Source organism: Bradyrhizobium sp. AUGA SZCCT0431 (assembly GCF_018131065.1).
Lineage (GTDB): Bacteria > Pseudomonadota > Alphaproteobacteria > Rhizobiales > Xanthobacteraceae > Bradyrhizobium.
This window is the reverse complement of the sequence record NZ_JAFCLR010000007.1, coordinates 1-19,255: the sequence shown is the minus strand read 5'-3', so window position 1 is coordinate 19,255 and position 19,255 is coordinate 1. Positions and strand designations below refer to the sequence as shown.

Here is a 19,255-nt window from a genome sequence, read left to right as displayed (position 1 = left end):
CTGCGTGATGCGGGCTTGCTGCTATTTCTTGCGCGGCGACACTTCGGTGACGTGACCCATCTTGCGGCCCGGCTTCGGCGCGCCCTTGCCGTAAAGGTGCACGGTGGCGCCGGGAACCGTCAGCCACTGCTCGTAGCCGAGGATGTCGTCGCCAATCAGGTTCGTCATGGTGACCTCGCCGTGACGGACCGGTTTGCCGAGCGGCCAGCCGGCGATGGCGCGGATGTGCTGCTCGAACTGCGAGATCGAGGCGCCGTCCAGCGTCCAGTGTCCGGAATTATGCACCCGCGGCGCGATCTCGTTGACCAGCACTTTCGGCCCGCCATTTTCCGCTACCACGAACATTTCGACCGCGAGCACGCCGACATAGTTCAGCGCGGTTGCGATCTGCTCGGCGATGCCGCGTGCCTGCGTCGCCAGCGCATCCGATATCTGCGCCGGCGCGCGCGAGATTTTCAGGATGTGATCGCGGTGCTCGTTTTCGGTGACGTCGAAACTCTCGACCTGGCCGTCGACCGAGCGCGCAGCGATCACCGAGATCTCGCGTTCGAACGGAATGAAGGCCTCGAGGATCGCCGATTTGGTGCCGAGGTCTTCCCAGACCCGGGTGAAATCGTCGCCGTCGCGGATGATCGCCTGGCCCTTGCCGTCATAGCCGAAGCGGCGGGTCTTGATCACGGCGGGCAGGCCGATCTTCTTGATCGCCGCCCGCAGGGTTTCCACCGACGACACGTCGGCATAGTCGGCGGTGCCGATACCGAGGCGCATCACAAAATCCTTTTCGACCAGCCGGTCCTGCGTGGTCTCGAGGATCTTCTGGGCTGGCAGCACCGGACGGCGCGCCGCCAGCACCATGGCGGTGGCGGCCGGCACATTCTCGAATTCATAGGTGATGACGTTGACGTCGTTGGCGAACAGTTCGAGCGCCTCGACATCGGCATATTCCGCGCAGGTGGCGTTCAGCACCACGTCAAAGGCCGGCGAATCCGGGTCCGGCGAAAACACCTGGCAGCGGAGGCCGAGGCGCGCCGCGGCCATCGCCAGCATCCGGCCCAGTTGCCCGCCGCCGAGAATTCCGATGGTGTCGCCGGGCTTCAGCTTCACATTGTTGGAAGCCGTCACGCCAAGCCCTCCGGCCGCTCTTTGACCGCATCGGTCTGCTGCTTGCGCCAGGCAGCCAGGCGCGTCGCCAGCGCCGGATCGTGCAGCGCCAATACGCTGGCGGCGAGCAGGGCGGCGTTGATCGCGCCGGCCTTGCCAATCGCAAGGGTGCCCACGGGGACGCCCGCGGGCATCTGCACGATCGAATAGAGCGAATCGACGCCGGACAGCGCCTTGGATTCGACGGGAACGCCGAACACCGGGAGCTCGGTCAGCGCCGCCGCCATGCCCGGCAGATGCGCCGCACCCCCGGCACCGGCGATAATGATCTTGAAGCCGGCCGCCTTGGCGCCCTTGGCGAAAGCAAACAGCCGGTCGGGGGTGCGATGGGCCGAGACAATGCGTTTTTCGCAATCGACCCCGAGCGCCGCCAGCGTGTCGGCGGCGTGGTGCATGGTCTCCCAGTCCGACTGGCTTCCCATAATGATGGCGATCGGTGCGGTCATCTCGTCAATTCTATTGGGGAATCCAGAAACATAGGCCGATTATAGGGGCGGCCCGGGCGTCATCCAAGGCATGGCAAGGGATAAGGAATGGACTATCCTGTCTTGGTGAATCCGGGCAAGCCTTCTTACGCATGCCTGCACAGGGAAGGTCATGAAGAAGAAAACCAGGGCAGCGGCTGCGGGAACCGCAAAACGCCCGAAAACGGCCCCGGCAGGACGAAAAGCCGCGCCGCGCGGGATCCGCAAGTCCGCAAGCCCGTCCTCGGCTCCGTCCGTTGACCCCAAATCGACGATCCGCCGGCTCAAGACGCAATTGGCGCGGGCTCGGGCACGAATCGAGGAGCTGCAGGCCTCAGCCGATACCGACTTCCTGCTGGATATTCCGAACCGGCGCGGTTTTGAGCGCGAATTGCACCGCGCGATCGCATTCATCAAGCGTTACCACGCGAGCGGCGCCCTGATCGTGCTCGACGTCGATCGCCTGAAGCCGATCAACGACGCTTTCGGTCATGCCGCCGGCGACGAGGTGCTCAAGGCCATCGTGAAGACGCTGCTGGCCCATGTGCGCGCATCGGATGTGATCGGCCGGCTCGGCGGCGACGAGTTCGCGCTGCTGTTGTGGAATCTCAGCGAAACCGATGCCAGGGCCAAGGCGGCGTTGCTGGAGGGGGCGATCGATCGCCTCACCTTTGTGTTTGGTGGCAGCACCGTTACTGCGGGCGCCTCCGCCGGCGTCGCGATCCTCGGTCCTCACGCGGAATTGGGCCGCGCGCTGGAAGAGGCCGACAGCGCGATGTATGTCCGCAAGGCGCAGCGGCGGCATGAGGTGTGAACGGAGTTCGTAGGGTGGGCAAAGGCGCGCACTTGCGCCGTGCCCACCATCTTTGATCATCGCACTGAATGGTGGGCACGCTTCGCTTTGCCCACCCTACGAATGCTCGCAAACGATCAAAGCCCGCTCAAATCTTCCGGCACGTTGCCGAACTTCCGCAGCAATTGCGCGTCGCCGAATTCGCCGATCATGGGATCGCCGCTGCGGCTGAACGCGACTGCGCCGATGCTGCCGGGGGCTCGCGACAGGATCTCGGCGCGGCGCAGCGCGGTGGTCGGACTCTGGCACTCCTCGGCAGCGCCAGCAACCGGCGAGCCGTCATCGTCCTGCAGGAATGGCAATGCAACGTAATAGGTGACATCGGCCATCATCGTCGCTCCGGTTTCGCTGGTCAGGCAGCGGTGCTGCTGGTGCGCAAGGGTTGGGTCGGCACGCAGCCGGCGGATATCGCCGCCTGCAATTCCTCCAGCTCGGTTTCCAGATATTCGTTGGCCATGATCAGCGCCTTGATGGTCGAGCGCAGATTGCCGTCGCACATCGCGATCGCCTGATCGCAGGCTTGCTCGTAGCGGTTGTTGTCGGACAGGGACGGTGGTGCGGACATGACAGAACTCCCTTTGCTGGCGGCAGGGAGGCATGTTCCTCTTTTGTTCTTTTGGAGTCAAGCGAAGAGCGTGCGCGAAAATTCGTTTTCCCGTGCTCAACCGGCTGCCGGCGACGCGATCGAGACCCTGAATGTTCGTCGCAACCGCGGCGCCTTGTGGATGTCGGGGAAAAGGGATTTGCCGCAGGCCGGCGGTCTCTTGGCTATAGCCCCACCGTTCCGAAAAAAACTCGCACCTGCCGGGTGAACCGATCGGCGGCAGCCAGGTTGCGGCTGTTCATCTTCGTGCCGCTTGTCCTCCGCAGCATCCGCCGCCCGCGCGATCAGCCTGCGATCAGGCAATGATATCAGGCGTGATCTGATCTTCGATGAAGGCGATGCGGTCGCGCAATTGCAGTTTGCGCTTCTTCAGCCGCTGCAGCCGCAGCAGATCCGGCGCCGGCGACTGATGCAGCGCGTCGATCGCCGCATCGAGATCGCGATGCTCCTGCTGCAGCCGGGCAAGCTCGTTTTCGAGCTCGCGCTCATCTTCGTCGGTCATGGCGTACGCTTACTGCAAAAGCACGATGAGGTTGTAGACGGCTTGCGAAGCCGCCAGCGAAATATCGTCCCTGCGGGCCCGGTCCGCAAGCTGACCCGGTTCCATAGTCACGATTGGTTACAGATAAATCCGAAAAAATGAGAGGCCCGATTCTGGATAGCCATCGACAGATTCGGCGGCTGGTGTACACTCCTTCGTCCGGATCGAATCTGAGGTTTCACCCACCGAGGAGATTTCGTATGGCTCTACAGGCGCATCTTGTTGAACTTGAACGTAAACACAAGATCCTCGAAAACGAATTGCACGAAGCGCTCGTGCACCTTTCCACAGACGATCTGCACATTGTCGAGTTGAAGCGCCGCAAGTTGATGGTCAAGGACGAGATCGAGCGGTTGAAACAAACCGCCAGCGATACGGTCCACTAAACCGGTCTCCAGCAGAATAGCGAAACGTAATTCACCGCCGGATGGGCGCTTTTGCGCTCATCCGTATAGGTTGTATTGCGAAATTATCTTGCATTTATCGCTTACTGCTCTGCCAGCTCACCAACATGATCAGCGATCGCCAGGGACGACGTCAGTCCCGGCGATTCGATCCCGAACAGGTTGATCAGTCCAGTGACGCCGTGCGCGCGCGGTCCCTGGATCAGGAAATCCTGCGTGGCAACCGCAGGTGGCACGATCTTCGGCCGGATTCCGGAATAGCTCGGCATCAGCGCACCGTCCGGCAGCGTCGGCCAATAGCGCCGGATCGCGGGATAGAACCTGTCGGCACGGGCCGGGTCGACGGCGTAGTCGATGCTCTCGACCCATTCCACGTCCGGACCGAAGCGCGCCTGTCCGGCCATGTCGAGCGTGAGGTGGACGCCAAGCCCGCCGGGCTCCGGCACCGGATAGATCAGCCGTGAAAACGGCGCCCGCGCGCTGCAGCTGAAATAATTGCCTTTGGCGAGATACGCCGGCGGTATCAGCTCGATCGGCATGCCCTCGATGCTGCGCGCGACCGAAGGCGCGCCCAATCCCGCCGCGTTGACCAGCAGGTTACATTCCAGAACCATCGGCGCTTCGCCGCCCGTCTCGATTTCAATCCTGCCCGCGTTTGCCCGGGCGCGCAGCAGCGGCGTGTAAAACGCGTAGGCGGCACCAGCTTCCTCGGCATCGCCGCGCAGCGCCAGCATGTAGGCGTGGCTGTCGATGATGCCGGTCGACGGCGAGAGCAGGGCCGCGTCGCAATTCAGCGCCGGCTCCAGCGCCCGCGCCGCTTCGCCGGTCAGGAGCTGCATGTCGTCGACGCCATTGGCTTCGGCATGGGCGCGGATCGATTGCAGCTTTTCGGTTTCCGCAGGTGTCGTCGCGACGATCAGCTTGCCGCAATTGCGATGCGGGATGCCGTGGTCGCGGCAATATTCGTAGAGCGCCCGTTTGCCACTGACGCACATCTGCGCCATCAGGCTGCCGGCGCGGTAATAGATACCGGCGTGGATCACTTCGCTGTTGCGCGATGAGGTGATGGTGCCGATGCCCTCGGCCGCCTCCAGCACGATGACTTCGCGGCCGTACTGGGCGAGCCGCCGCGCGATCGCGAGCCCGATCACTCCCGCTCCGATGACGACGCAATCAACCTTGTCCATGTAAGCTTCAGGTCCGGAAATTTGGCGCGCCATCACGCCCGCGGCGCGCTTGTTTTATTATCGTTTCGTTCAGAAGTATGCCCCAACAACCCGTTGGATTGCCTCGACATATGCCCTGAGGTCCGATCCTGTTAGTGAAGCATTAATCATGTCAGGGCAATTGCCGTAATTTGAGTCGCATTTTCCGATTGCAAGGGTAGGCGTTTACCCGATCCAAACCCGTCAAGCCAGACACTCCACCGGGAAATCCGCGGGTGAATGATGGCTGGCAAGAATTGGCAGGCAGGCGGGAGGGATTCGATTCCGGCGCTGGCCCTCGTGTGTCTGCTCGCCACCTCTGCGTCGTGCGGGTTGGCATGGGCCGCGCCGCCCGTTGCCGGCGGCTTGGCGCCGTCGAGCTATTTCGGCGAACTCGACCCCAGCATGATCTGGGAGATGCTGATCGGCGGCATCGTGGCCGTATCGTTTCTGGCTGCGGCCGGGCTGTGGGTGCTGTCGGCGCTGCGCCGGGTCAAGCGTTCGCAACTCCGGCGCAGTGCGTTCGTCAGCTCAGCCCTGAACAATCTCAGCCAGGGCGTGGTGATGACCGACGTCCGTCAGCGCATCATCTACTGCAACGACCGCTATCTCGAAATCTATGGCCTGGTCCGCTCGGACATTCCCCGCAACATGACCGGGCCGGAACTGCTGGAAGAGCGGCGCAAGCGCGGCGCGCTGGATGTCAGCGTCGACGAATTCTATGCCCAGGCCGCCACCGCGGACGGCCTGATCACCGAACTGCCAAACGGCAAATCGGTTCTGGTCAAGTATTTCCGCCTGCCGAATGGCGGGTCGGTCGCGACCCATGAGGATTGCACGGAGCAGCGCAAGCTTTCGCGCAAGCTTGCGTCGACCACGCAGTTCCTGGAATCGGTGCTCGACAACGTTCCGGTCTGTGTCGCCGCCAAGAACATCGAGGACGGCCGCTATATTTTCGCCAACCGCGCGTTCGAGCGTTTCTCGCGCTTCTCGCGCGACCATATCGTCGGCAAGCGCGCCGACGAGATATTCCAACCCGAGACCGCACGCACTATCGACACCGCGGACCAGTCGGCGCTGAAGGCGCCGGAAGGCTACCACCGCAGTGAGTTCGAGGTCGAGCGCGGCTCCGAGAAGCGCGTCCTCGCCTCCAACCGCGTGATCGCGCGCGATGAGAACAACCAGCCCGAATTCCTGATCGCACTGTTCGACGACGTCACCGACCGCCGCTCGTTGTCGCGTGAACTGGAGAGTACCAAGAAGTTCCTCGAACTCGTGGTCGACAACATTCCGGTCTCGCTGATCGTCGAGCGCGTCTCGGACGGAAAATACCTGCTCGCCAACCGCAGCGCCGAAACCATCCTCAACCGCCGCCGCGAGGACGCCACCGGACTGACGGCTGCCGATATCTTCAATCCGCGCGAAGCCAAGCTGATCATCGCGCGCGACGAGGCGGCGATCAAGAAGCGCGGCCTTCTGACCGAGGAACACCCGATTTCGACCAAGGATGGCCTGCGGCTGTTCCTGACCCGCCGGATGACGGTGCTCGATGATGCCGGTGAGCCGCAATATCTGATCAAGACCCATGAGGACGTCACCGACCGCCGTCAGACCGAGTCGCGGATGGCGCACATGGCCTATCATGACGGCCTGACCGATCTGCCGAACCGCGCCGCCTTCCTGCAGGCGCTGGCCCAGATGATCGAGGCCTGCGAGGGTACCGAAGAGGAATTCGCGGTGCTCTGCATCGACCTCGACGGGCTGAAGGAAGTGAACGACGTGTTCGGTCACGCGATGGGCGACAAGGTGCTGACCGAGGTCGCCCAGCGCCTGCAGGACTGCGCCCGCGGCGGCGTGGTGGCCCGGCTCGGCGGCGACGAATTCGGGTTGATCATCGACGGCAAACAGCCCTCCGCGGGCATCGCGCTGGCCGAGCAGGTCGCGATCGCGCTGGCGAAGGAGTTCCACATCGACGGCAAGCCGGTTCGGGCCGGTGCCACCACGGGCATCTCGGTATTTCCGCACAACGGGTCGGACGCGGCAGCCCTGCTCGCCAATTCCGGGGCGGCGCTGTTCCGGGCGAAAGCAAAATCGCGCGGCTCCATCAGCGTCTTCGAGCCCGAGATGGACCAGCAGATCCGCGACCGCCGCGTGCTGCACCAGGACCTCTCGGTCGCGATCAAGAACGGCGAATTGTCGCTGTACTACCAGCCGCAGGCCACTTCGGGTCCGACGGTTGCCACCAGCGAAGTGATCGGCTTCGAGGCGCTGGCGCGCTGGATGCACCCGGTACGCGGCTTCGTGTCACCAGGCGATTTCATTCCGCTGGCGGAAGAAAGCGGCCTGATCGTCGAAATGGGCGAATGGATCCTGCGCGAGGCCTGCCGGGAGGCGGCCTCCTGGCCGGTGCCGATGCAGATCGCGGTCAATTTGTCGCCGGCGCAGTTCATGCACGGCGATGTGGTCAGTCTGGTGCATTCGATCCTGCTCGAAACCGGGCTGGCTCCCGATCGGCTCGAGCTCGAAATCACCGAAGGCGTGCTGATCGAGGATTTCGATCGCGGCCTGGCGCTGCTCCGGCGGCTCAAGGCGCTCGGCGTGCGCATCTCGATGGACGATTTCGGCAGCGGCTACTCCTCGCTGAGCTACCTGCAGGCGTTCCCGTTCGACAAGATCAAGATCGACCGCGCCTTCGTCATGCATCTCGGGCGCAATCCGCAATCGGCCGCGATCGTGCGCGCCGTCATCGACCTCGGCCACGGCCTCGAAATGTCGATCGTCGCCGAGGGCGTCGAAACCCAGGAACAGCTCGGCTTCCTGTCGGAAGAGGGCTGCGACGCGGTGCAGGGCTATTTCATCGGCAAGCCCCTGCCGATCGGGCAATACGCCGCGCTGGTCGGGCGCAACGTCATCAACGGTATCGAGTCCACGCGCAAGACCGGCTAGAGCCTGCGCGCAGGCTCTACGCTTTTGTTTGACGCGTTTTCTACCGCAGATAAGTCTACGCAATCTACTTGATTGCGATGCGAACCGGTATCCACTTCGCGCGAAAGCGCTATGTTGTCGTGCACCTCGGTTCTCGACTGTAAGCGTTGCATGGCGGATTACGATCTTGCGATCATCGGCGGCGGGTTGAACGGCGTTGGCATCGCGCGCGATGCCGCCGGCCGCGGCCTGCGCGTGATCCTGCTGGAGCAGGGCGATCTCGGTGCGGGTGCCTCCTCGGCCTCGCCGCGGCTGGTCCATGGCGATCTGGCGGGGCTCGAGCGACGTCGCTTCCTTCGCGTCCGTGCGGCATTGGCCGAGCGCGACATTTGGCTCCGGATCGCGCCACATCTGGTGCGCCCGATGCGCTTTGCCATCCCCGCCCACGCCGACGAACGCCCGGCCTGGCAGTTGCGGTCATGGCTGTTGCTGTATGACCGGCTGGCCTCGCGCGCGCCGTTGCCGCGCTCCGCCACCGTCGACGTCACCCACCATCCGGTCGGCAATCCGCTGAAGCGGCCGTTCGGAACGGCCTTCGAATATTCCGACTGCGTCGTCGACGATTCCCGCCTGGTCGTGCTGACCGCCGTCGATGCCGCGGCACGGGGCGCCGCGATCCGCACCGGCGCCCGCTGCACCCGCGCCGAGCGGGGCGACACCTGGCGGCTGGTGACGATCGATCGTGGCCATCGTCAGGTCGTGACCGCGCGGGCGCTGGTCAACGCCACCGGGGCCTGGACCGCGACCGTCGCCGAGACCGTGCTGCGCCAGCCGCCACCCAAGCTTGCCACGATCCAGATGAGCCAGATCGTCGTTCGCCGCCTGTTCGACACCGACAACGTCTACGTATTCCAGAACAGCGACCGCCGGCTGATTTTCGCCAGCCCCTATGAGCGCGATTTCACCCTGATCGGCACGGTTGGCCATGCCTTTAAGGGTGATCCCGCCATTGTCGCGATGGCGGCCAATGACGTCGCTTATCTCTGCGATGCCGCCAACCGGTATTTCCGCGAGCGGATCGAGCCGTTCGACGTGGTGCGGACGGTTTCCGGCGCCAACCTGGTGATGAACCCCGCGAACAGCCGGGCAGCGTGGGACGGTGCGATGAGCTTCGACCACGGTCGCCGCAAGGCGCCGCTGATCACGATCTTCGGCGGCGACGTCACCACCTCGCGGCTGCGCGCCGAAAGGGCGGTCTCCAGGCTGACGCCGTTTTATCCGATGTCGCCGCGCTGGACTGCGACGGCGCCGCTGCCCGGCGGCGATTTTGCCTGGAGCCGCTTCGAGAACGAAGTCGATGAGGTGCGCGCGCGCTGGCGGTTTCTCAGCGAGGAACACGCCCGCCGCCTGGTCGGCGCCTATGGGTCGTACGTCAAGGCGATCCTTGGCGAGGCCAGGGATCGCGGCGATCTCGGCCCGGCGTTTGGGCCTGAACTGACGGGCGCGGAAGTGCACTATCTCATGAAGCACGAATGGGCGCGCTTCCCGGACGATATTTTGTGGCGGCGCTCCAAGCTCGGCCTGACCATGCCGGCGGCGGACCGCGACGCGCTGGCGGCGTTCATGGCGACGGTGTCATCGGAGCTGGCATGCGGCGCTCGATAAATCCGACCATCGTCCTTGCCGTCAATGGCTTCCTTCTCGGAATGGCCTATCGCTATTTCTTTGACCTTCCGATCGAAGCCTCGGTACCGAACTATGTCCGCAGCGGCTTTCACGGGATGGGCGTCACGCTCGCCGGCTGGGGCGTGCATCGCTATTTCACGTCGCGCCGGAGCGCGTGGGTCGCCAGATGGCCGTTGTTGGCGGATCTGGCGTTGCGATCCGCGACAATGGCGATTGCGATCGCGGTGGCAATCCTGGCCTTGCAGATCGTGCTTTACGGAGAGTGGATCGAGGCCCACTGGCTGATTAACGAATTTCCCTGGATCGTTGCGATCGGATTTTTCCCGTCGCTGTTGGTTGGGGTGGTCTTCGAACTAACCCGGTTGGTCGGCAGCCGGGTTCTTTTCAACGTAGCTCTCGGGCGATATCGCAGCCCGGTGCGGGAAGAACGCGTGCTGATGTTCCTCGACCTCGCGGGCTCCACCTCGCTCGCCGAGGCGATGGGCGAACTGCGCGTGCAAAGCCTTCTCACCCGCTTTTTCTACGACATCGATGAGGCCATCGTCGCGCATGGCGGCGAAGTCCATGCCTATGTCGGCGACGAGGTCATCGTTACATGGCCGCTCGACGAGAAAATGTCGGGCGGAAATTGCATCGACTGCTTCTTTGCGATCACGGATACGATCGCGGGAAAAGCGGTTTCCTACCGGGAAGAGTTCGGCATGGTGCCGGGCTTCCGCGCCGGCCTGCATGCCGGTCCCGTGGTGATCAGCGAATGCGGCAACTCGCGGCGTCAGCTGGCCTATTTCGGCGACACCGTGAACGTGACCGCGCGGCTGCAGGAATATTGCAAGGAGGCCGGCCGCAATCTGCTGGTCTCCGCCGATCTGCTCAGCCGTGTCCGGCCCAATTCAAATATCCTGGTTGAACCGCTCGGTACTGCCCAATTGCGCGGCCGTACGGCGGCGATCGAAGTGTTTGCCGTTCAACGCCGCGCCTGAACTTCGCGCGACCAGGCCGCGTCACGTGCGGACGGCCTGCGCTCGAGCCGGGTGGAGATCAGCCCGGCGGCCTTCTCGCGGTGTCCACCGCGCAAATACGCCACGATCAGCGTGTCCTCCCACAATTCGCGCTGGGCGTGGCTGCCGCCGATCCGCACCAATTCGGCCATCGCGGGTTCAAGCAGGCGGATCGCGCCGTCATGATCACCGTCGGTGAAGGCCCGCATGCCGCGGCACATGTCGATGGCCGCGCGGCCCGGCGGCAGTTTACCGTCGGCGGCACGGGCCTCCAGCTGCGCCAGTCGCGTGTCCAGCGCCTCGCCGCCGATTGCTGCGGCGGCCAGCGCATGATGCACGTCGGCGAAATGCGCCCCGGCCTGCGGGAAATATTTTTCGCCATAGGCGGCGACATCGCGCCAATGCGGCTCCAGCCCGGATTTGCCGGCGAGCGACAACCGCCACAATAGCGAGGCGCCGTCGGTGAAAATATTCAGCGGCGGATAAGGCCGATCGGCCGGCTTGATTTGCCGTTCGTAGATCGCAAGCGCGCCTTCTAGATCGCCTTCGTCGAGCGCGGTCAGCGAGATGTGCCACCACAGATGCCCGTGCAGAAAGCTCTTGCGGTCGTGGGCGGGAAGCCACGCGGAAAGAAACTGGCGGCCCGCCGCCAGGTCGCCTTGCTCGAACATCGCGTGCGACAGGCCGTGCGCGGCGTTGGCGTTCTCAGCCCGCAACCCCATCGCGCGTTCGCTCAAGGCACGGCCGGTGGCGAGATTGCCGGCTTCGGTATGCGACCAGCCGAGATAACTCAGGAACCACCAATCCTCGCCGTAATGCCTGGCGACACGCTCGCATACCGCAAGCTTGGCGGCGTCGTGGTCGGCGCGGCCTGAAAACGCGTAGAGCCCGAAGGCGCCAAGCAGCATCGACAGCACCAGCGCATCGCGGGGATATTCCTCGAGATGCGCTTCCGCGCCGCTGACGGCCACTTTCGGCTTGCCCTCGATCACGGCAGCCATGACCTCGATATGCTGGCGCTCACGGGCGTCGGCGCCGGCGGCCAGTTGCCGTGCATGGGCAGCCATGTTGCGTGCTTCATTCCCCTGCATATTGAGCTGATGCAGGCGGGCGCGCGCGATATGCGCCAGCGCGAAATCACCATCTTCCCGGATCGCGCGGTCGAAGGCGTCCTCGGCGCCGTGCCAGGCCGACAACATGCAGTCCATGCCGTCGCGATAATGCGCGGCGGCGCGGTCAGAGGTAGTCGTCAGCGGCAGATCATATCGGTCCCGGTTCATTTTCTTGTTCCGTGATGCGCGCGGTGAGTGCCAAGCCTAGCAGAGACATGACCGGCGACAGCGATAATATTGTGACTGTGCGGCGCGAAGCGGTTGAGCCGGTGCCGATCCGCCGCTAGCGTGCGGCAGCGAGGGCTGGCAGGGGACATGACCGAGGAATCGCCGGAAATTACGCCGAAGGCCGATGGGGTCGCAGACCCCGCGAAGCCGGAGCCGCCGCCTCAAGCGGCTGTAAGCCCGGCGCCGCAGTTCGAGCCGGCCGCCGACATGCCGCTGCTGCGCATCGAGGGGGTCGGCAAGACGTTCGGCAGTTTCCGCGCGGTGGACCGGCTGTCGCTCGATATCCGGGCCGGGGAATTTTTTGCGCTGCTGGGTCCGAGCGGCTGCGGCAAGACCACGCTGCTGCGCATGCTCGCCGGCTTCGAGACGCCGGACGAGGGCCGCATCCTGCTTGGGGCCAAGGACATCGCGCAGGTGCCGCCGCATCTGCGCCCGGTCAACATGATGTTCCAGAACTACGCGCTGTTTCCGCATCTGTCGGTGCGGGACAATATCGCGTTCGGCCTGAAGCGCGCCGGCATGGCGCGCGACCAGATCGCCACCCGCGTCGCCGAGATGGTTGCGCTGGTCAAGCTCGAAGGCATGGAGAAGCGCAAGCCCGATCAGCTCTCCGGCGGCCAGAAGCAGCGCGTGGCGCTGGCGCGCTCGCTGGCCCGCCGCCCGCAGGTGCTGTTGCTCGACGAGCCGCTGGCTGCGCTGGACAAAAAGCTGCGCGAGAGCACGCAGCTCGAATTGATGGACCTGCAGCGCCGGCTCGGCATGACCTTCATCATCGTCACCCACGACCAGGAAGAGGCGATGACAGTCGCCAACCGGATCGGGGTGATGGATGCCGGCCGCCTCGAACAGGTCGCCAGCCCGCGCGAGCTCTACGAGGCACCGCATTCGCGCTGGATCGCGGAGTTCATCGGCGACGTCAATCTGTTCGATGGCGAGGTTGGCTGGCGCGAAAATAACCGGCTGCTGGTCACGACCAAGGAGGGTGTCACGCTTGCGGTCACCGAGCCGCGCCAGCGGGTTACCAAGGCCACGGTCTGTGTCGCGATCCGCCCCGAGAAGGTGAAACTGTCGCGCCGCGCCCCGGTGTCGGATGCGGCCAATACACATGCGATCAACCGGCTCGAGGGCGTGGTGACAGATGTCAGCTATCTCGGCGGGCTCACCGCGTACAAGGTCAAGCTGGAGTCGGGCGCGGTGGTGCGCGTGTCGATGGCCAATACCGCGCGGCTCGACATGGACGCCTATCTCGCGGGCCAGCGCGTCGTGGCCTGGTTCACGCCTGACGATTGCATGGTGCTGGAACAATGAGCGCGCGCAGCATCTTCGCCCGTCCGGCGCGGCTGGCCGCGATCGCGCCCTATCTGTGGATGGTGCTGTTCTTCCTGGTGCCGTTCGGATTCGTGCTCAAAATAAGCCTGTCGCAGACCGCGATCGCGCAGCCGCCCTACGTGCCGCTGTTCGACCTCACCGCGGGATGGGCCGCGATCAAGGCGGCGTTGGCGGAACTGTCGCTGGACAATTTCAAACTGCTGGTCTCGGACAGTCTCTACATCTCCTCGTACTTGCGCAGCATCTTCGTCGCGGTGACCTCGACGGCGATCCTGCTGCTGATCGGCTACCCCATCGCCTATGGCATGGCGCGGCTGCCGCAGCGCTGGCAACCAATCGCGATGATGCTGGTCATCGTGCCGTTCTGGACCTCGTTCCTGATCCGGATCTATGCCTGGATCAACATCCTGCAGCATGACGGTCTGCTCAATAAGGTGCTGCTGGCGCTGCATATCGTCTCGACACCCGTGGTGTGGCTGTCGACCGACAGCGCGATGTATATCGGCATCGTCTATTCCTATCTGCCGTTCATGATCCTGCCGCTGTACGCCACGCTCGCCAAAATGGATTTCTCGCTGATCGAAGCGGCGTCCGATCTCGGCGCCTCACCGGGACGCGCGTTCTGGCTGGTGACGTTTCCGCTGTCGCTGCCCGGCGTCGGCGCCGGCGCGCTGCTGTGCTTCATCCCGATCGTCGGCGAATTCGTGATCCCCGATCTCTTGGCCGGTTCCGGTTCGATGATGATCGGACAGACGCTGTGGCTCGAATTCTTCACCAACAAGGACTGGCCGGTCGCCTCTGCCGCTGCGGTCGCGCTGCTGCTTTTGTTGATACCGCCGCTGCTGCTCTATGACCGGCTGCAGCGCCGCACGCTGCGGGGAGGGGGCTGATGACGCGCCAGGTGAACCGGATGTCGCCGTTCAACATCACCTCGCTGGCGCTGGGCCTGGCGTTTCTCTATCTGCCGATCGTCATTCTCGTCATCTACTCGTTCAACGCCTCGCGGCTGGTGACGGTGTGGGGCGGCTGGTCGCTGCGCTGGTACACTGAGTTCTTCAACGACCGCGCCATGCTGGACGCGGCCTGGATGAGCCTGCGCGTCGCCGCGGTGTCGGCGACGGTCGCAACCCTGCTCGGCACGCTGGCCGCGATTGGTCTGGCGCGCGGCGAGCGCTTCAAGGGCCGCTCGCTGTTCTCAGGCATGCTCTATGCGCCGCTGGTGATGCCGGAAGTGATTTCGGGCCTGTCGCTGCTGCTGCTGTTCGTCGCGCTCAACGCCGAGCGCGGCTTCTGGACCGTGACAACAGCGCACACCACGCTGACGATGTGCTTCGTCACCGTGGTGGTGCAGTCGCGCCTCGCCTCGATCGACCGCAGCCTCGAGGAAGCCGCGATGGATCTCGGCTGCGATCCGGTGAAGGCGTTTTTGTCCGTGACGCTGCCGCTGATCGTCCCGGCGATCGTTGCCGGCTGGATGCTGGCGTTCACGCTGTCGCTCGACGACGTCGTGATCGCGAGTTTTACGACGGGACCGGGTTCGGCGACGTTGCCGATCCGGATCTATTCCGAGGTGCGGCTCGGGGTGAAGCCGCAGATCAACGCGATCTGCACCATGGTAATCGCGCTGATTGCGGTCGTGATCGTGATTGCGTCGTTCGCCTCAAAATTATCGAGCTCGCAGGGCGAGAGCGCGGCACCGCTGTAGTTTTTCGTCATTGCGAGCGGAGCGAAGCAATCCTTAGTGCCGCAGCCGAGGAATGGATTGCTTCGCTTCGCTCGCAATGACGCCAATCTAGATTTCGTTCCTCACGACTTCACCGCACCCGCCGTCAGCCCGCCCACCATATACCGCTTGAACGCGTAGTAGATCGCGGCCGGCGGCAGCGCGTAGATGAAGCCGGTGGTCATCAGCAATTCCCAGGGCGAATCATCCGCGGCAAGGAAATTGCCGAGCGCCACGGGCAGCGTGATCTCGGTGTCCTTGGAGAGCAGCAGGAACGCGTAGAGATATTCGTTCCAGGCGAGCAGGATCGCGTAGGTTCCGATCGCCACCAGCGACGGCATCATCAGCGGCACATAGACCAGCCTGAACAGCTGCGGGATGGTCGCGCCGTCCATGGTAGCGGCTTCGTCGAGCTCGACCGGCAGCTTGTCGGAAGCCTGCTTCAGCACCCAGATCGCGTAGGGGGAGGCGATCGTCACCATCGCCAGAATCAGCGACCAGTGATTGTTGAGCAGGCCGTAATTGCCCATCGTCCGGTACATCGGCACGGCGAGGAACGCCGCCGGGATGAAATAGGTGAACAGCGCGAGATTCATCACCCACCGCCCGCCAGGCACCTTGAGCCGCGAGATCGCAAACGCCGCCGCGGTTGCGATCAGCAGCGTCAGCGCGCCGGCCGCCAATGCGATCACGATCGAATTCCAGAACTGGATCCAGAAATCACGCAGGAAGTAATGCTCCTGATGGAACACAATGCGGAAATTGTTCAGCGTCGGATGCGCCGGCCAGAGCTTTCCGGAGAACGCATCCTCCTTCGGCGAAATCGCGAACAGGAACATGTGGTAGATCGGGATCATGGTCCAGAGGAACACGGGAATCCCGATCAGCAGGAGGCGGGCTTCGACGCCGACTTCGCGCCAGGTTGGAAGCTTTGGCGTTGGCAGTTTCATCGCGACAACCGTTTCATCATGAAATAGATCAGCGGCAGCACGAACGGCAGCGCGCAGACGATGGACGCCATCGCTAGGCTGAGCTGATCGAGCCGCAGATAGCGAATCCCGAGGGTCGCCAGCACATGGGTGAGATCGGCAGGTCCGCCGCCGGTCAACAGATAGACGCTGTTGAAGTCGCCCAGCGTCCAGATCATCGAGAGCAGGGTACAGGTCAGATACAGCGCCTGCATCGACGGCCAGGTGATGAAGCGGAACTTCTGCGTCCGGCTCGCGCCGTCGACTTCGGCCGCCTCGTAAAGATCGTGCGAGATCGCGAGCCGCCCGGTCATCAGGATCAGCGTCCAGAACGGCAGCGATTTCCAGATGTGCACACCGATCGCCATGGAAAGCGCCACGGTGGGGTCATTGAGCCAGTTCGGGCCGTCATCGCCGGTGAGTTTGAAGATCAGCGTATTGACCACGCCCCATTCGGGGTTGAACATGAAGCGTACGGAGAGAATGGTCGGGATCGAAGGCACTGCCCAGGGCAGGATGAACAGCACCGACAGCCATTTGATCCAGGGGCGCTGCTGGGCGAAGAAGCCGGACAGGAGCAGCGCGATCATCATTTTGAGGTTGATGCCGACCAGGAGAAAGATCAGCGTATTGATCGCGGCGCGCGCGAAGATCGGATCGTGATAGAGCGCGACATAGCTCGCCGGATGACGCGCCAGCCACAGCCCGTACCCGACCGGGTAGACCACGAAGGCCAGAAACACCAGCAGGTAGGGCGCCACCAGCACGATGCCCCAGACCTGCGGGGTGGTCAGCCGGGCCGACAGCGGCGGGCCTGGCATCGCCTGATCGCCCGAGATCGTAATCGCCATTGTTCTTGCTCTAATCCTAGAAACTGCCGGCCGCAGCCACGCCGTCGTCCCGGCGAAGGCCGGGACCCATAACCACAGGGCCTCGTGGTCGAACAAAGGCCGTCGAACAGCACCTTCCACAACAAGCGACACGGCGTATGGGTCCCGGCCTTCGCCGGGACGACGTGGTGGAAAATGCTGTAGCGACGGCCGGCATCGTTTGCTCTTTAACCCGCGATTTGCTTGAGGCGGGCGATCAGTTCGTCGACGGCCTTGTCGACCGGGACCTTCTCGCTCACCACCCGGTTCATCGCCTTGGCCCACACGTTCTCGTTGTTCAGGATCGTGAACTTCCAGTTCTTGGTGAAGTCGAACGGCGTGGTGCCGCCGGTGAACTGAGTGTAGACGGCTTTGCGATGCCGGTCAGCCTGCCAGAACGGGCTCTGCTGGCTTGCGGTCGTCACCGGGAACCAGCGGCCGAGCGCGCCTTCGATATAGGGCCGAAGGTTTTCCTCCTGCAGCAGGAACTTGATGAACTCCTTGCCTTCGGCCTTGTTCTTGGCGGAGGTGAACATCAGCCCGGTCTTGACGTCGGAGCGGTACTTGATCGGCGTGCCGTCCGGCTTGTTGGGGAACGAAGCCGTGATGATGGTCTCGTCGTAGTTCTTCCTGCCGAGCGCCCGCTGTTCCGGCGTCAGCGCCGGGTTGTTGGCGTCGTCGAGCCATTTTGCCGCGATCGAGATCGTGAAGTTGTGCGTCATCACGATGGTCTTGTTGTGGAACGCGACGTTGTTGTCCGGATCCTTCCAGGTGGTGGAGGAGGGCGGCGAGCAGCCCCTGGTGTAGGTGTCGGTGTAGTCCTTCACCGCCTTGATCAGGTTTTCGCGCACCTTGGGATCGTCGACCAGAAGCTTGCCGTCGTCATCGACCAGCTTGACGTTGTAGGCGTCCATGAAGGTGTAGAACGACTGGAACGAGTCGGTGGATTCCACGCCCATCGGCTGGCCGACGGCATAGATGCGCTGACCGGTGGCCTTGCGGATGGCGGGCTGCACCTTGTCGCACCAGAACGACCAGTAATCTTCCCATTTGGTCGGAATGTCGCTTTGCTTGAAGCCGGCCTGCTCCAGCATGTCGCTCCAGATCTGGACGTGCATGCTCTGCTGCTTCAGCGGATAGCCGTAATAGCCCTTCTTCTTGGCCACATCGTTGTAGAGCAGCGCGGTCTCCAGCGTGTTCGGCGCGAACGCCGACTTCATCGGCAGCAGAATGTCGCCGAGGTCCTCGAGCTTGCCCTCGTAGGCCCATTTGCCCTGCGCCTGCACGTCGTAGCTGTCGGAATAGGCGACGTCAGGCACGGTGCCCGAATCCATCGCCGCCACCGTCTTTGGAATCATGTCCTGAATGGCGTATTGCGACAGTTCGACCTTGATGCCGGTTTTGGCCTCGAACTTCTTGATCGCCTCAAGCAGCGCGTCGTCCTCGGACTTGTAGAAGCCCTTGCCGAACCAGACGGTAATCGTTTTTTGCTGGGCCATCGCAGGCGCTGTGGCGTAAAACAGCCCGACAGCCGCGACCGCGAGTGAAACTGCACCAATTCCCTTGAATCTCACGTTATTCTCCCTGAATTTTGCCGGGGTTTTTGACCGGTTGGATTAGTGATAGCGCAACCAAACGGCGCGATCTAGATGGCGCGTTGCAAACTTGTGTAGGGTTGTTCCAGCTAGGCCAGGCGTTCGTCTTGGCCAGGCAATCAGGCGTCAACGACGTCGTTTAGCCCTTGTCGTCCCGGCCTGGGGCGCAATTGTGAACGGGCGCCGACCTCCATCTTGATTGTGAGAGGGATTGAAGTTCCAGCCAAATCCAACTTCGGCATCGCCCCATACAACATGTGCATCGGCGGCTATGGGATACCGGCTTTGCATGCGCAATTGCCCATTCGGGCCGAGGCGACACTGCTTCGCATTCTCGCGGCCTGATAAGCCCGAGCTTTGCCAGAAACTTCCCGCCCTCTCGTAAGAGGGCGCAGGGAAGACCGGGTGCGCGCTGCACCCGCGGTCTCGTGTGCGATTTGCACTTGGTAGGCTGCACACGAGCATACAGGGCAGCGGAGAACACCCGGCCTTCCCTGCGCAATGGCTTTACGACTTATAACGCGATCTCCCCGGTGAACGGGCTTTCTTGCCACCGTCGACCCTGATCAGCTTTTGGCCTCTCAGGAACT

The 19,255-nt window shown here is 63.4% G+C and carries 18 protein-coding genes; 8 read left to right on the top strand and 10 right to left on the bottom strand.

Features of this window, described 5'->3' with window-relative positions; all coding sequences use genetic code 11:
* Positions 1-21 precede the first annotated feature (21 nt).
* Positions 22-1,122, bottom strand: a complete 1,101-nt coding sequence (locus JQ567_RS08110) for a 5-(carboxyamino)imidazole ribonucleotide synthase (RefSeq protein WP_212438344.1) — start codon at positions 1,120-1,122, stop codon at positions 22-24.
* The gene (purE, locus tag JQ567_RS08105; RefSeq protein WP_212438343.1) at positions 1,119-1,607 is read right to left on the bottom strand and encodes a 5-(carboxyamino)imidazole ribonucleotide mutase; all 489 of its coding nucleotides are present in this window, start codon (positions 1,605-1,607) and stop codon (positions 1,119-1,121) included. The genes JQ567_RS08110 and purE overlap by 4 nt, the downstream gene beginning before the upstream one ends.
* Positions 1,608-1,758: 151 nt before the next feature.
* Here purE and JQ567_RS08100 point away from each other — a divergent pair, with 151 nt between their 5' ends.
* Positions 1,759-2,439: a GGDEF domain-containing protein gene (locus JQ567_RS08100; protein WP_212438342.1), complete on the top strand. Its 681-nt coding sequence runs from the start codon at positions 1,759-1,761 to the stop codon at positions 2,437-2,439.
* Between the two features lie 116 nt (positions 2,440-2,555).
* Here the strand turns inward: JQ567_RS08100 and JQ567_RS08095 are convergent, their stop codons facing one another.
* The 3 genes from JQ567_RS08095 to JQ567_RS08085 form a co-directional block, all read right to left on the bottom strand.
* Positions 2,556-2,807, bottom strand: a complete 252-nt coding sequence (locus JQ567_RS08095; RefSeq protein ID WP_212032854.1) for a hypothetical protein — start codon at positions 2,805-2,807, stop codon at positions 2,556-2,558.
* Between the two features lie 23 nt (positions 2,808-2,830).
* On the bottom strand, positions 2,831-3,043 hold the full coding sequence (locus JQ567_RS08090; protein ID WP_212438341.1) for a hypothetical protein: 213 nt from the start codon (positions 3,041-3,043) through the stop codon (positions 2,831-2,833).
* Between the two features lie 334 nt (positions 3,044-3,377).
* The gene (locus JQ567_RS08085) at positions 3,378-3,584 is read right to left on the bottom strand and encodes a YdcH family protein (protein WP_027538800.1); all 207 of its coding nucleotides are present in this window, start codon (positions 3,582-3,584) and stop codon (positions 3,378-3,380) included.
* Between the two features lie 239 nt (positions 3,585-3,823).
* Between JQ567_RS08085 and JQ567_RS08080 the strand changes: the two genes are divergently transcribed.
* Positions 3,824-4,009 (top strand): YdcH family protein, encoded by a 186-nt coding sequence (locus JQ567_RS08080; RefSeq protein WP_192736781.1) that lies wholly within the window; start codon positions 3,824-3,826, stop codon positions 4,007-4,009.
* A 101-nt stretch (positions 4,010-4,110) separates the two neighbouring features.
* On the opposite strand, the gene JQ567_RS08075 is transcribed toward JQ567_RS08080, so the two are convergent.
* Positions 4,111-5,214, bottom strand: coding sequence for an NAD(P)/FAD-dependent oxidoreductase (locus JQ567_RS08075; protein WP_212438340.1), 1,104 nt, complete (start codon positions 5,212-5,214; stop codon positions 4,111-4,113).
* A 261-nt stretch (positions 5,215-5,475) separates the two neighbouring features.
* On the opposite strand from JQ567_RS08075, the gene JQ567_RS08070 reads away from it, so the two are divergent.
* The 3 genes from JQ567_RS08070 to JQ567_RS08060 all read left to right on the top strand — a co-directional run bounded on the left by JQ567_RS08070 (position 5,476) and on the right by JQ567_RS08060 (position 10,823).
* The gene (locus JQ567_RS08070) at positions 5,476-8,178 is read left to right on the top strand and encodes an EAL domain-containing protein (protein ID WP_212438339.1); all 2,703 of its coding nucleotides are present in this window, start codon (positions 5,476-5,478) and stop codon (positions 8,176-8,178) included.
* A gap of 150 nt (positions 8,179-8,328) precedes the next feature.
* On the top strand, positions 8,329-9,822 hold the full coding sequence (locus JQ567_RS08065) for a glycerol-3-phosphate dehydrogenase (protein ID WP_212438338.1): 1,494 nt from the start codon (positions 8,329-8,331) through the stop codon (positions 9,820-9,822).
* Complete coding sequence (locus JQ567_RS08060; protein ID WP_212438337.1) at positions 9,807-10,823, top strand: adenylate/guanylate cyclase domain-containing protein; 1,017 nt, start codon at positions 9,807-9,809, stop codon at positions 10,821-10,823. The genes JQ567_RS08065 and JQ567_RS08060 overlap by 16 nt, the downstream gene beginning before the upstream one ends.
* On the opposite strand, the gene JQ567_RS08055 is transcribed toward JQ567_RS08060, so the two are convergent.
* Positions 10,808-12,121: a tetratricopeptide repeat protein gene (locus JQ567_RS08055; RefSeq protein ID WP_212438336.1), complete on the bottom strand. Its 1,314-nt coding sequence runs from the start codon at positions 12,119-12,121 to the stop codon at positions 10,808-10,810. The genes JQ567_RS08060 and JQ567_RS08055 overlap by 16 nt on opposite strands.
* Positions 12,122-12,388: 267 nt before the next feature.
* On the opposite strand from JQ567_RS08055, the gene JQ567_RS08050 reads away from it, so the two are divergent.
* The 3 genes from JQ567_RS08050 to JQ567_RS08040 are packed head-to-tail and all read left to right on the top strand — an operon-like array spanning position 12,389 to position 15,215.
* Complete coding sequence (locus JQ567_RS08050; RefSeq protein ID WP_249165340.1) at positions 12,389-13,489, top strand: ABC transporter ATP-binding protein; 1,101 nt, start codon at positions 12,389-12,391, stop codon at positions 13,487-13,489.
* On the top strand, positions 13,486-14,400 hold the full coding sequence (locus tag JQ567_RS08045; RefSeq protein WP_212438334.1) for an ABC transporter permease: 915 nt from the start codon (positions 13,486-13,488) through the stop codon (positions 14,398-14,400). Before JQ567_RS08050 ends, JQ567_RS08045 begins: the two co-directional genes overlap by 4 nt.
* Positions 14,400-15,215: an ABC transporter permease gene (locus JQ567_RS08040; RefSeq protein ID WP_212438333.1), complete on the top strand. Its 816-nt coding sequence runs from the start codon at positions 14,400-14,402 to the stop codon at positions 15,213-15,215. The genes JQ567_RS08045 and JQ567_RS08040 overlap by 1 nt, the downstream gene beginning before the upstream one ends.
* Positions 15,216-15,316: 101 nt before the next feature.
* Here the strand turns inward: JQ567_RS08040 and JQ567_RS08035 are convergent, their stop codons facing one another.
* The 3 genes from JQ567_RS08035 to JQ567_RS08025 all read right to left on the bottom strand — a co-directional run bounded on the left by JQ567_RS08035 (position 15,317) and on the right by JQ567_RS08025 (position 18,644).
* The gene (locus JQ567_RS08035) at positions 15,317-16,183 is read right to left on the bottom strand and encodes a carbohydrate ABC transporter permease (RefSeq protein ID WP_212438332.1); all 867 of its coding nucleotides are present in this window, start codon (positions 16,181-16,183) and stop codon (positions 15,317-15,319) included.
* Positions 16,180-17,052, bottom strand: coding sequence for a carbohydrate ABC transporter permease (locus JQ567_RS08030; protein ID WP_212438331.1), 873 nt, complete (start codon positions 17,050-17,052; stop codon positions 16,180-16,182). The genes JQ567_RS08035 and JQ567_RS08030 overlap by 4 nt, the downstream gene beginning before the upstream one ends.
* Positions 17,053-17,258: 206 nt before the next feature.
* Positions 17,259-18,644: an ABC transporter substrate-binding protein gene (locus JQ567_RS08025; RefSeq protein ID WP_212438330.1), complete on the bottom strand. Its 1,386-nt coding sequence runs from the start codon at positions 18,642-18,644 to the stop codon at positions 17,259-17,261.
* Between the last annotated feature and the right edge of the window lie 611 nt (positions 18,645-19,255).